The sequence below is a fragment of the Leifsonia sp. NPDC014704 genome (assembly GCF_043083605.1).
Taxonomy (GTDB): domain Bacteria; phylum Actinomycetota; class Actinomycetes; order Actinomycetales; family Microbacteriaceae; genus Leifsonia.
Window position 1 is genome coordinate 71412 of record NZ_JBIBYW010000004.1, and the last position, 12297, is coordinate 83708.

Below are 12297 nucleotides of genomic sequence, written 5' to 3' on the forward strand. Positions count from 1 at the left end.
GCCGACCGCTCGGACCACGTACGCGGCGTACGTGCGCCGTTGTAGGCAGTTCGACCGCGACTCAGCTCTTCGCTTATTGGCGCAGCAGAGCGCGCGCTGGGATGGCAAGCTTCATGACTCGCGCGGGCAGGTGCAATCCTTCCTGCCTTGGGATGTGGCAGGGGCCGCGGCAACCTTATTGCGCCACGGCCGGTCTCGAAGTCGAGTCGCGACCGTGATGGAACTCTCGCGGTTCGTCGGCGACTTCACGCTGCTAGATCATCCTGTTGACCACAAAGACGGCACCAACGGGATGATCGGGATGGTCTCGCGAGGTGTCTCGTCGCAGTGGTTGTTTCAGCGGTCACCGTTGAACACGCTCGGCCGCACAGTTGCACTCTTCGAGCAAACGCCGTACCCAGAAGACGCGCCGTGCCGGGTCCTTACCAAGGGCTGGCAGGAGCGTTTGCTTGGAGCATCGATCACGGAGTACTGCTCTGCCGCCTTCTTGATGCACTCGCTGGCGGTCCAAGGATTGCCGTATCCGTTCGGCTTGCCGACGCAGGACCTTCCGCTCTTCGCGGATAAAGACGACGAGGAGTCTTTTCACCGGATCGCACACCGGAGCTTCTTGGCCACCATCGAAGAGTTTCAACGCCCGATACCCCGGCTTGCCGAAGCCGCCGAGCAATGGCAGGTACCGGAGTTCGACCTCGAGCCCTGGGGATTCAACGCCCTGCAGGATCGTCCTTTCGTAGGGGGAATGAGCGATGGGCACTGGATCGCTCCGTGCGCGCCTATCGTGCTGCAGAAGGCATCCAGCCCTTCGATCGCGTATGCCGGCCTCGCAAAGTTCAAGAACGACTTCACGTACGAGCTGGGATACCTCTTCCAGGCCTACATCGGTCGACACCTGCGCCTGATCCGGGGGGCCGTCGTCCACCCCGAAATCCACTTCCGCCCCTCAAATCAATCGGTCGACTGGGTCCTGGTCACGCCGACTGCCACATTCCTGATCGAATGCAAGAGCGCCTTCCCGAGTGCTGACGTCCGAGAGGGACGCGCGACTCTCGTCGAGGCCCATCAGAAGGTGATCGGCAGGGGTATCGACCAGATCAACAGGACTGCAGCGCGTATCCGCGAAGCGCGACCAGAATTCGCAGACATTCCAGCCGATCGTCCCCTCATCGGGCTGGTTATAACGCTCGGCGACTATGACCTCGCCAACAACGAGCTTCTACGCTCACAATTGACAGCCGCGCAGGTTCCGACGGCAGGGATCTCGAGCGAATTTCTCGAACGCGCGGTAGGGCATCCCGCTCCCGTCTGGGATCACGTGGCGAAGATTGCCACCTCTTCAGTGAGCGCATCGAATGTCTTTGAGCCCCGGCACTTGCTCGACGCCTACCCGGCTACGCGTCGCAACGCGATCATCGATGCCGCGTACGAGCTACTTCCAATCGTGCAGAGTCTCGGCAGCCGCGGCTTGCCGTCCTAGACCACACTTTCAAGGGCGAGCACGTACAGCCGTCGGTGATCCTCCGGGATCGCTGCCCCGAGTGCAGCGCGGGCGCTGCGGTAGTCCGGATCCTCGCCCGCCTCACCAGTGACGCGCTCTGGCACCGGTCGCTTCGGCTACTAAATGCAATGACCCGCTGACTATCTACCCCTGGCCACGCGGAGCGGGAGGGGCCTTTTCCTCCGTCACGAAATCGACGCCCGACAGACTTGACTTTCGACGTCCCGAGTAGAAAATTTATGGCGACGGATAGAGATTATCTGCGACACACAGTCGGTTGGTGGCCGGGATACCGGCTCTCACCAGCCCAAAAAATCGGCTGGAGGAGAAATAAAACCTGCACCGATGGCGTCAGAAGTAGTACAACAAAGTTGAGTCGAGCTAACTCAAGTCAAGAAAGGAGATTCCTCGTGGCTATGTCGTTTGACCCTTTCAGCCAGCTGGACCGCCTTGCGGCAACCGTGCTTGACACGGCTCGCGCGCCGCGGCTGATGCCGGTGGACCTGTACCGGGTAGGTGACCGTTACGTTCTCACCGCGGACCTTCCGGGAGTAGACCCCGACTCGGTCGATGTTGATGTGGATGGCCAGGTTCTGACGATCCGAGCAGAGCGGAACGCCTCAAGCGTTGAGGGTGCCAAGTGGCTCACCCAGGAGCGCCCCTATGGCTCGTATGTTCGCCAGTTCAGCCTCGGCGACGGCGTCGACCTCGATCAGATCAGCGCGAACTATGAGAACGGTGTTCTGAGCATCGGCATCCCGGTGAACGAGAAGACCAAGCCGCGCAAGATCCAGATCACTGGCAAGCCGGAAAAGAAGAAGCGCCTCCTCGGGGCGTGAACCCAAGCCGGTGTGGGGAGGGCGGGGGTCCTTCCCACACCGCCCGGACCGCGGTGGGCTATGCGACCATCGTCGCCCCGCCACGGGCCCGGAATCTCGTTGCCGTTCACACGGCCAGACTCAGAGAAAGGGACTTCTGTGACTTCAGCAAACCCGATTAACGCCGTTATCCACGACTTTGCGCTGGATGCACGAAACCTTACCCGGTCTGCGATCAACGGCATTCGCGCTGCGATCGGGGTCAGTGGTCTGCTCGCCCTCGTCCTGGGCATCGTGCTGCTCGTGCAGCCGATCAAGACCCTCGCAGCACTGGCTGTGATCTTGGGCATCTACTTCGTCATCGCCGGCGCGATCCGGCTTGGAATGGGTGTATTCAGTAAAGGGATCAGCGCCGGGATCCGGGCGTTGAACGTGATTCTCGGTGTCCTCTTGGTCGTGGCTGGCATCGTGATCTTCAGAAATTCGGTTGCCGCCGCAGCGACGTTGGTCATTTTCGCGGTGGCCTTCATCGCGGTCGGATGGATCATCGAGGGCGTGATCGCGATCACCGAGTCGGTGCGGACGACCACACCCGCATGGCCGGTCGCCTACGGCATCCTCAGCATCCTCGCCGGCATCATCATGCTCTTCCTTCCCGCGTCTTCGGCCGTCGTACTGGTCGTCTTCGCCGGTATCGCGCTCATCGTCCTTGGTGCTTTCGGCATCGTGCGCGCATTCACATTCGGCCGGAACGAACTGAACGAGCAAACCGAATAATCCGTGAACGAGCAAACCAAGTAATCCGGGGTCGCCCGACAGGGCGGACCGGAACAGGCACCATCGCTTTCACCAGCGAAATCCCTTCCCGTATGAAAGGAGACTCTGATGGCAAAGGCAGTAGGTATCGATCTGGGCACCACGAACTCCGTGATCGCCGTCTGGGAAGCCGGCGAGGAGAAGGTGATCCCGAACGTCGAGGGCGCACGGACCACTCCGTCGGTCGTGGCCTTCACAGAGGATGGGGAACGTCTGGTCGGGCAGCTTGCACGGCGCCAGGCGATCCTGAACCCGAAGGGCACGATCTCCTCCGCCAAGCGTTTCATCGGACGCACATTCGACGAGATTGAGGAGGAGGCGAAGGCGGTCGGCTTCGACGTCGTCGCCGGCCCGAATGGAGAGGCCCGTTTCAATATCCGCGGAAAGCTATACGCGCCTGAGGAGATCAGCGCGCTCGTTCTCCGCAAGCTCGTCGACGACGCCAGTAAGTTCCTCGGTGAGAAGGTAACCGAGGCGGTTATCACCGTCCCCGCGTACTTCAACGATGCTCAGCGCACCGCGACCAAGGATGCCGGACGAATCGCCGGCCTTGAAGTGCTCCGAATCATCAACGAGCCCACCGCCGCGGCTCTGGCCTACGGCATGGACAAGAAGGAGCACGAGACCGTTCTCGTTTTCGACCTCGGCGGCGGAACGTTCGATGTGAGCCTCCTGGACGTGGGCGACGGCGTGGTGGAGGTGCGCTCGACCGCAGGCGACACCCACCTCGGTGGCGACGATTTCGACCGTCGTGTAGTGGATCACCTCGCCGATGAGTTCCAGAAGGAAAACGGTATCGACCTGCGCAAGGATCCGCAGGCGCTGCAGCGCCTGTTCGAAGCCGCGGAGAAGGCCAAGATCGAGTTGAGTTCGGTGAGCCAGACCCAGGTGAGCCTGCCGTTCGTCACCGCGGATGCCTCGGGCCCCAAGCACCTGACCACCACGCTTAAGCGGTCCGTGTTCGACAACTTGACCAATGACCTCGTCGAGCGCTGCCTGGGCCCGGTCCGGCAGGCGATGGCCGACGCGAAGGTCACCGAGAACGACATCGACGAGGTCATCCTCGTCGGCGGGTCCACGCGCATCCCCGCCGTCCAGGCTCTGGTCAAGCGCCTCACTGGCGGCAAGGAGCCGAACATGACGGTGAACCCGGACGAGGTCGTCGCCGTTGGCGCGGCCATCCAGGCCGGCGTGCTCAAGGGCGACGTCGACGATGTTCTGCTGTTGGACGTCACCCCGCTGTCGCTGGGTGTGGAGACCCGCGGTGGTGTCATGACGAAGATCATCGAGCGCAACACGACCATCCCCGCACGACGCAGCGAAGTGTTCTCCACCGCCGAGGACAACCAGCCCTCGGTCGAGATCGTGGTTCTGCAGGGCGAACGTGAGCGGGCAGGCGACAACCGTGTCCTCGGGCGTTTCCAGCTCACCGGGATCCGCCCCGCACCTCGCGGTGAAGCGCAGGTCGAGGTGACGTTCGATATCGATGCCAACGGCATTCTCCACGTCACCGCCCGTGACAAGGACACCGGGACCGAGCAGGGCATCACCATCAGCGACACGTCGAACCTTGATCAGAGCGAGATCGACCGCATGGTCAAGGAGGCGGAGCAGCACCGCTCGGAAGACCAAGCCCTGCGCCAGGCGATCGAGGCCCGCAACGAACTGGATTCCGCTGCGTACCAGCTCGAGCGCACGCTCACGGAACTCGGTGATGGCGCACCGCAGCACGAGCGCGCTCGCGCCGAACTGCTGATCGGGCAGGCTCGTGAAGCCGTCCAGAAGGAAGCCTCCGAGCAGGAAGCTAAGGACCTCACAAGCGAGCTACGGCAGATGGCAGCCTCCCTGGCAGCCGCGCGCGCAACGCACGGTGAGTCCACCTCGTCCACGGATTCTGCCGACGACACCGATGATGTCGTGGATGCCGAGTTCGACCGGTAGGCAGCTCACGCTGGCCAGACAGACATCGAGGAGAACGACTATCTAGGGAGAGCCGAGAATGAGTGAAGAGGCCGAGGTGACCCGCCAGAGGGAACAGCCCTCAGCGGCAGCAACGCCAGAGGACGACCTGGACCTGCCAACGCCGGAGGATCTCCGCGCTGCGCAGGAGGTCCTCGCCGCCCAACTGGCGACCGCTGAAGATCGCTGGCGGCGGGCAGTCGCCGACTTGGACAATCATCGCAAGCGGATGGGTCGGGAGATGGAGGCGGCGCGCGAGCAGGAGCGGCAGCGCGCCGCCCGCGCCCTCCTCCCCGTAGTCGATGGGCTCGAGCGAGCGCTCGAGTTCGCACAGTCCTCCGACGACGGTCTGGTCAGCGGAATCACCGCCGTCCACCAGCAAGCCATCGACGCGTTGCGGGAGCTTGGCTATCCGCGGATCGCCGCAGAAGGTGCAGGATTTGATCCGCGCCTACACGAGGTGGTCTCCGTCACCGACGACCCGAGCGTGGCGCCACGAACCGTGGTCGCGGTCCTCCGCCCCGGTTTCGGATCGATCGGGCGAGTACTCCGACCGGCCGGCGTTGTCGTGACCCGTGAGACCGAGGGGAGCTAACGATGGCTGAGGATCTCTACCAGGTACTGGGGGTGCCGCGGTCCGCAGATCAGAAAGAGATCCGGCGGGCCTACCGCGAGAAGGCACGCAAATTCCATCCGGACATCAATAAGGACCCCTCCGCCGAGGAGAAGTTCAAGCGGATCAGTGAAGCGAATGACGTCTTGTCCGACCCCGAAACTCGGGCGCAATATGACCGCTTCGGAGAGAACTTCCGTCAATACGCCGGCGCGCCAAGCCCAAGCGGCGCAGGTCACACCGACGCAAACGGTCGGCCCCGCCGATCCGGGTGGGCAAGCTCCCCGGGCGCCGGTACGCGAAACATGAACTGGGACGACCTGTTCGGGGATGTCTTCGTGGGCGACATGTTCGGGGGAAGGAGAGCCAGCCGAGGGGTGGACCACACCGCCGTCCTGGAGCTCACCCTGGAGGAAGCCTACCGGGGAGGCCCGCGCATTATCCGGCTCGAGGATCCCGCCGGAGGCACCCGCGAGTATGAGATCAACATCCCTGCGGGCGCACTGGATGGTCAACGCATCCGGATCCCCGGCGCTGGCGGCCCCGGCGACAGTGGAACCAGTGGTGACCTGATCGTCACCCTACGGGTCAAACCCGACCGCCGGTACGAGTTGATCGGTGCGGACATTGAGATGGAGCTGCCGATCCTGCCGTGGGAAGCAGCGCTCGGAGCTGACGTCCATACGCAAACCCCCGCCGGCCCGATCACCGTTCACGTCCCGCCCGGATCTTCGAGCGGCCGCAGACTGCGCCTCCGCGGACAAGGGATGCCCCGACGCACCGGGCAGCCGGGTGACCTCTACGCCCGGCTGAAGATCGTGGTACCCAAACAGCTCAACGAGCAGCAGCGGAAGCTGTTCGAGCAGCTGCGCGACGTGTCCCGTACGGAGTCGAGGAGGGCATCGTAATGAGCATTCGATACCTCCCAGTCCGCATCGTTCAGTTGGATCTTGAGAGCGCGGCTTTCAAGGCAGGAGTGCACCCCGATGTACTCCACCGCTTCGTGGAACTCGGACTACTCGAGTCCCACCGGGACGCATCAGGAACCCTGTGGTTTCCACTGTCCACACCCTCACGGGTGCAGACGATCCGCCGGCTCCACGCCGAACTCTCGCTGAACTACGCGGGCATCGGGCTCGTCCTTGACCTACTGGCCCGTATCGAAGCCCTCGAAAATCAGCGATTCATCCAGTTGAAAGGAGAACGCTCATGGATATGAACACCTTGACTCAGAAGTCGCAGGAGGCTCTGACCGAGGCGCAGAGCATTGCCGTCCTCGCCGGTCAGACGGAAACCGACGAAGAGCATCTCCTGCTTGCTCTGCTCACCCAGGAGCAAGGGCTCACCGCGCGGCTGCTGCAGAGTACCGGGGTCGATCTGGACGCGCTCCAGTCGGATCTGAAAGCCGAGATCGCCCGCAAACCCCGCACAACGGGGGGCGCTGCTGCACCTGGGCAGGTGTTTCTCAGCCGCAGTCTCGCCGCGACTTTGGAACGTGCGGAGCGGGAGGCGAAGCGGCTGAAGGACTCCTACGTCTCGGTCGAGCACCTGGTCATCGCCCTCACCGACGACACATCAGGGCGCGCGGCCGCGCGGCTGCTGCGCAACTACGGAGTCAACCGGGAGTCGTTCCTCTCCGCCCTCACTGCGATCCGCGGCAACCAGCACGTCAACTCGGCCACCCCCGAGCAGACCTACGAAGCGCTGGAGAAGTATGGCCGTGACCTGGTGGCGGATGCTCGAGCCGGCCGGCTAGACCCGGTCATCGGTCGGGACTCGGAGATCCGACGGGTCATTCAGATCCTCTCCCGCAAGTCCAAGAACAACCCGGTTCTGATCGGGGAGCCTGGTGTAGGTAAGACAGCGATTGTCGAAGGCCTCGCCCAGCGCATCGTTCGCGCGGACGTTCCGGAGGGGCTGAAGGATAAGACGATCTTCTCCCTCGATCTTGCCTCGCTGATCGCGGGCGCGAAGTTCCGCGGCGAGTTCGAGGAACGCATAAAGGCAGTCCTGGCTGAGGTGACAGCCGCCGAGGGGCGCATCCTGCTGTTCATCGACGAGCTGCATACGCTGGTGGGTGCCGGAGCGACCGAAGGGGCGATGGACGCCGGCAACATGCTCAAGCCCATGCTCGCCCGTGGTGAGCTGCACCTGATCGGGGCGACCACCCTGGATGAGTACCGCAAGCACATCGAAAAAGACGCCGCCCTGGAGCGTCGCTTCCAGACGGTCCTGGTTGATGAGCCAAATGTCGAAGACGCGATCTCCATCCTCCGTGGCCTCCGCGAACGACTGGAGGTGTTCCACGGTGTCCGCATCCAGGACAATGCCCTCGTCGCCGCTGCGGTGCTCTCCCACCGGTACATCACCGACCGGTTCCTCCCGGACAAGGCAATCGACCTGATCGATGAGGCCTGCGCGCGGCTGAGGACGGAGATCGATTCGATGCCAGCCGAGCTGGACGAGCTGACGCGTCGGGTGACCAGGCTGGAGATCGAGGAGGCGGCACTGGCTAAGGAGACCGACGCAGCAAGCAAAATCCGCCTTGAGGAGCTCCGCCGTGAGCTGACTGATCTGCGCGGAGAGGCCGACGCCAAGCGAGCCCAATGGGAAGCCGAGCGTCAGGCGATCCGTAAGGTGCAGGAGCTGCGCAGCGAGCTGGAGCGGCTGCGCCGGGAGGCGGAGGATGCCGAACGCGCATACGACCTGAATCGTGCGGCGGAGCTTCGCTATGGGCAGCTCGCCGACGCCGAGCGCCGGCTGAAGGCCGAAGAAGAGCGGCTGGCGTCCAAGCAGGGAGCGCAGCGGCTGCTCCGTGAGGTCGTCACCGAGGAGGAGGTCGCCGAGATCGTGGCAGCCTGGACGGGTATCCCCGTCGCCCGCCTGCAGGAGGGTGAACGGAACAAGGTTCTGTCGCTGGATCAGACGCTGAAGGAGCGGGTGATCGGCCAGGATGAAGCGATCTCGCTCGTCAGCGACGCGATCATCCGCGCCCGTTCCGGCATTCGCGACCCGCGCCGGCCGATCGGTTCGTTCATCTTCCTCGGGCCGACCGGCGTGGGAAAGACAGAACTGGCTAAGGCCCTCGCTCAGTCGTTGTTCGACAGCGAGTCCGCGATGATCCGACTCGATATGAGCGAGTACCAGGAGCGACACACTGTCAGCCGACTCGTGGGGGCGCCCCCGGGATACGTCGGCTATGACGAGGGCGGCCAGCTCACCGAAGCGGTCCGACGCCACCCGTACAGTGTGGTGCTGTTCGACGAGATCGAGAAGGCCCACCCGGATGTGTTCAATACGCTGCTGCAGGTGCTGGATGATGGTCGTATCACGGACAGTCAGGGTCGCACCGTCGACTTCCGCAACACGATCGTGATCATGACCTCGAACATCGGCGCGCAGTACCTGCTGGGTGCCGCTAGCGCAGGAAGCATCCCCGAGGACGTGCGAGCGGATGTCCTTGGTGAGCTCCGTTCGCATTTCCGTCCGGAGTTCCTGAACCGGGTTGATGACATCATCGTCTTCGCCCCGCTGCAACTGGAGCAGATCGAGAACATCGTGGAGCTGCAGTTCACCGACCTGCGTTCCCGGCTAGCGGAGCGGCAAATTTCGATCGAACTCACCAGCGCGGCGCGGCATCTGATCGCGGAGCGCGGGTACGACCCGGTCTACGGGGCACGCCCGCTGCGCCGGTACATCTCGCACGAGATCGAAACCAAGCTGGGCCGAGCACTGCTGGCTGGGCAGGTTACCGACGGTGCAACGGTGCGACTCGACGTCGTCGACTCGGAACTGGTATTCGACATTGAGAACCCGTCCGACGCGGAGGAGGCAGCATGAGAACGACCGTCATAGCGTGCCCCAACTGCGGCAAGCGAAATCGAGTCCCCGCCGCAGCGGCGGGGCACCCCCGGTGCGCCGCATGTCACAAAGACCTTCCCTGGATCGTCGACGCCGGCGACGCCGACTTCGCTGAGGTCGCGGAAAAGGCGTCCCAGCCGGTGCTGGTTGATATGTGGGCGACCTGGTGTGGGCCGTGCCGGATGGTCAGCCCGGTCCTGGAACAGCTCGCCACCGAACGGGCGGGGCAGGTCAAACTCGTGAAGGTCGACGTGGACAAGGCGCCCACGCTATCCAACCGGTTCGCCGTTCAGGCGGTGCCCACCCTGCTCATCCTGCAGGGCGGCAAGGTACTTGCCCGGCAGGCCGGCGCAGCACCCGTGCACGTGCTGCGTGCCTGGTTCGACGAGACGCTCAAGAACCACAAGGAGGCTGAATCGAGCCAGGCGGGGAGCAACACCTGATGCCGTATTACGACCCACACCTGGTGTATGTCCGTCCTGTTGCGCCGCGCACGCCCGGAGCCTGCGAGGACTGTCTCGCAGCGGGAACCCCGTGGCTTCACCTACGCATGTGTCGAACCTGCGGCAAAGTAGGTTGCTGCGACTCCTCCCCGATGCGGCACGCCCACGCGCACGCCGTAAGGGAAGGCCACCCAATTGTGCGGTCCTTGGAACCGGGCGAGAACTGGAGCTGGTGCTACATCGACCAGGACTATGTATGAGCGAGACCGGTCAGGGAACCAACGATTCGGGCCATCACGTCCCGGTACGCGCGGAAACCCCCGATTCCGTCGGCGCCTACCCGAGATTGACCGGGGCGCAGCTTGAAAAGCTGGCGTTGCGAGGTCGAACGCGAACTGTCAAGGCTGGGGAGGTGCTCACCCGCAACGGTGAGCACCCTGCCGCCTTCTTCGCCGTGTTGGATGGACATCTGCTTGCCGCGGATCTCGAACCGGAAGCGACAGAGCCGGCCGCCACCAGCCAACCAACTGTCACCATCCACGGGCCCGGGCGGTTCGTCGGCGACGTTGGGCTCCTAGAAGGCCAACCCTCGTTCGTCACCATTATGGCGATCGATGACGGTGCGGTCCTTGAGGTGCCGATCACGGAACTGAAATCGATTGTGCTCAGCGACCCCAGCGTGGGTGAGACCATCTTGCGCGCCTACCTGATCCGCCGTTCGCTGGCGATCGGGTACGGCAGCGGACTGCGGATCGTCGGCTCGCGGTTTTCTCCCCGCACCCGCGAGCTGTTGGACTTCGTGGCACGCAACCGCCTCCCGCACCGATTGATCGACCTCGACGAGGACCCGAAAGCCGAGGCGTTTGTGCGCCAGTCCGGCCTGACAGCCGCCGACTTCCCCCTCGTTATCCTCGGCGGCAGTCGCCTGGTGAAGAACCCGACACCGGCGAGCCTCGCCGACGAGCTGGGCATGCGCCCACCTGTCCCGCCTAGTAACTGCGACGTCCTGGTCATCGGCGCGGGCCCCGCCGGCTTGGCGGCCGCCGTTTATGCCGCGTCCGACGGACTCTCCGTATACCTGTGCGACCGAGTCGCCGCCGGCGGTCAGGCGGCCACCTCCGCACACATAGAAAACTACCTCGGCTTCCCATCCGGCATCTCCGGTGCCGAGCTCGCAGAACGCGCGCTTTTGCAGGTGCGGAAGTTCGGCGCGACTCTCGACATTCCGGCAACCGTGCAGCGGGTGATTCGGGAGGACGGCCGCTTCCGGGTGGAGTTCACCGACGGACACGAAGTCAGCACTGATGCGGTCGTTGTGGCAACCGGCGTGCAGTATCGACATCTGTCGGCGGCAGGACTGGAACGGTTCGAGACTTCCGACGTGTTCTACGCCGCGACCGCGCAAGAGTCACGCCTCTGCGGCAATGCCCCGGTCGCGGTCGTTGGTGGCGGCAACTCTGCCGGTCAAGCAGCGCTTTTCCTCGCCCGGACCGCTTCACAAGTCCACCTCATCGTCCGCGGACCAGATCTCCTCCACGGAATGTCCCGCTATTTGGTCGACCAAATCGAGCAGAACCCCACAATCGATGTTCTGCTCTCAACGGAGGTTGTCGAAGCGCGCGGAAAGACACACCTCGAGGAGCTCGTGGTCCAGGACGGGTCCGGTCAACGTCGGGCTCTGCAGGCGAGGCACCTGTTCATCTTCGCCGGCGCTTCACCCTCCACGACATGGCTCGACCCATCGGTCGCCCGCGATCAAGCCGGCTATCTCCTCACGGGCGAGGCGGCTCGCTTTCCCGACGATGAAGTGGCGTTAGCAGATTCCGAACGTCATCCGCTGCCGCTGGAGACCAGTGTCCCCGGCATCTTTGCAATAGGCGACGTCCGAAGCGGGTCAGTGAAACGAATGTCGTCAGCAATCGGCGAAGGCGCAAGCGTAGTCCGCCAGTTGCACGACTACCTCAACGGCGGCCGCCACGTTCGAGCCGAGTAGCGTTCGGCCGGCGGCCGGTAGCAGCGCACTGGGAACGCTGTCAGCGACCACTCCTGGAAAACCCATTGCCATGCGACGGTGAGCATTGGCGATCTGCTCATCCGGAAGCCCCTGCAGCATCCGTAGCTGCGCCATTGCGATGAACCAGTACGAGCGGCTCGCCCTGGCGGTGCGTCCTGTCCCCGGACGGCCGTCATCGCTTAGACGCTGAGGTCTCCAATGCTAGGAGGCAAGGGCGCACCCCCTTGGGCGCCTATTGTGGGGCCGGCTGGGTAGCTATCGGGCCGACGGGGATT

Annotated in this window: 11 protein-coding genes; all 11 read left to right on the top strand. The window is 63.8% G+C overall.

Translation table 11 applies throughout. The annotated features are described in order from the left end of the window. Positions 1 to 214: 214 nt before the first annotated feature. Positions 215 to 1477 carry a hypothetical protein gene (locus ACF1AJ_RS20125; protein WP_121264519.1) on the top strand — a complete coding sequence of 421 codons (1263 nt, stop codon included), beginning with the start codon at positions 215 to 217 and terminating at the stop codon, positions 1475 to 1477. A gap of 431 nt (positions 1478 to 1908) precedes the next feature. Next, on the top strand, positions 1909 to 2337 hold the full coding sequence (locus ACF1AJ_RS20130; RefSeq protein WP_391508833.1) for an Hsp20/alpha crystallin family protein: 429 nt from the start codon (positions 1909 to 1911) through the stop codon (positions 2335 to 2337). A gap of 138 nt (positions 2338 to 2475) precedes the next feature. Continuing rightward, complete coding sequence (locus ACF1AJ_RS20135; RefSeq protein WP_121264513.1) at positions 2476 to 3093, top strand: DUF308 domain-containing protein; 618 nt, start codon at positions 2476 to 2478, stop codon at positions 3091 to 3093. A gap of 108 nt (positions 3094 to 3201) precedes the next feature. After that, positions 3202 to 5073, top strand: a complete 1872-nt coding sequence (gene dnaK / locus ACF1AJ_RS20140; RefSeq protein WP_121264510.1) for a molecular chaperone DnaK — start codon at positions 3202 to 3204, stop codon at positions 5071 to 5073. A gap of 58 nt (positions 5074 to 5131) precedes the next feature. Then, a complete protein-coding gene (locus ACF1AJ_RS20145; protein WP_391508834.1) occupies positions 5132 to 5686 on the top strand; it encodes a nucleotide exchange factor GrpE in 555 nt (184 codons plus the stop codon). Between the two features lie 2 nt (positions 5687 to 5688). Next, a complete protein-coding gene (locus ACF1AJ_RS20150; RefSeq protein ID WP_391508835.1) occupies positions 5689 to 6612 on the top strand; it encodes a DnaJ C-terminal domain-containing protein in 924 nt (307 codons plus the stop codon). Next, positions 6612 to 6923, top strand: a complete 312-nt coding sequence (locus ACF1AJ_RS20155; protein WP_391508836.1) for a chaperone modulator CbpM — start codon at positions 6612 to 6614, stop codon at positions 6921 to 6923. Before ACF1AJ_RS20150 ends, ACF1AJ_RS20155 begins: the two co-directional genes overlap by 1 nt. Continuing rightward, entirely contained in the window at positions 6914 to 9544 is a 2631-nt protein-coding gene (gene clpB / locus ACF1AJ_RS20160; RefSeq protein ID WP_391508837.1) for an ATP-dependent chaperone ClpB, read from the top strand. Before ACF1AJ_RS20155 ends, clpB begins: the two co-directional genes overlap by 10 nt. After that, the gene (gene trxA / locus ACF1AJ_RS20165; protein ID WP_391508838.1) at positions 9541 to 10008 is read left to right on the top strand and encodes a thioredoxin; all 468 of its coding nucleotides are present in this window, start codon (positions 9541 to 9543) and stop codon (positions 10006 to 10008) included. The genes clpB and trxA overlap by 4 nt, the downstream gene beginning before the upstream one ends. Positions 10009 to 10115: 107 nt before the next feature. Then, complete coding sequence (locus ACF1AJ_RS20170) at positions 10116 to 10268, top strand: UBP-type zinc finger domain-containing protein (RefSeq protein WP_391508846.1); 153 nt, start codon at positions 10116 to 10118, stop codon at positions 10266 to 10268. After that, positions 10265 to 12001 carry an FAD-dependent oxidoreductase gene (locus tag ACF1AJ_RS20175; RefSeq protein WP_121264490.1) on the top strand — a complete coding sequence of 579 codons (1737 nt, stop codon included), beginning with the start codon at positions 10265 to 10267 and terminating at the stop codon, positions 11999 to 12001. Before ACF1AJ_RS20170 ends, ACF1AJ_RS20175 begins: the two co-directional genes overlap by 4 nt. The last annotated feature ends 296 nt before the right edge of the window (positions 12002 to 12297 follow it).

What these genes read in the sequence shown, in the direction of transcription:
- ACF1AJ_RS20155 (WP_391508836.1), top strand. Translation starts at nt 6,612, where the DNA reads ATGAGCATTCGATACCTCCCAGTCCGCATCGTTCAGTTGGATCTTGAG.
- ACF1AJ_RS20175 (WP_121264490.1), top strand. Translation starts at nt 10,265, where the DNA reads ATGAGCGAGACCGGTCAGGGAACCAACGATTCGGGCCATCACGTCCCG.
- dnaK (WP_121264510.1), top strand. Translation starts at nt 3,202, where the DNA reads ATGGCAAAGGCAGTAGGTATCGATCTGGGCACCACGAACTCCGTGATC.
- ACF1AJ_RS20150 (WP_391508835.1), top strand. Translation starts at nt 5,689, where the DNA reads ATGGCTGAGGATCTCTACCAGGTACTGGGGGTGCCGCGGTCCGCAGAT.
- ACF1AJ_RS20145 (WP_391508834.1), top strand. Translation starts at nt 5,132, where the DNA reads ATGAGTGAAGAGGCCGAGGTGACCCGCCAGAGGGAACAGCCCTCAGCG.
- clpB (WP_391508837.1), top strand. Translation starts at nt 6,914, where the DNA reads ATGGATATGAACACCTTGACTCAGAAGTCGCAGGAGGCTCTGACCGAG.
- ACF1AJ_RS20170 (WP_391508846.1), top strand. Translation starts at nt 10,116, where the DNA reads ATGTGTCGAACCTGCGGCAAAGTAGGTTGCTGCGACTCCTCCCCGATG.
- trxA (WP_391508838.1), top strand. Translation starts at nt 9,541, where the DNA reads ATGAGAACGACCGTCATAGCGTGCCCCAACTGCGGCAAGCGAAATCGA.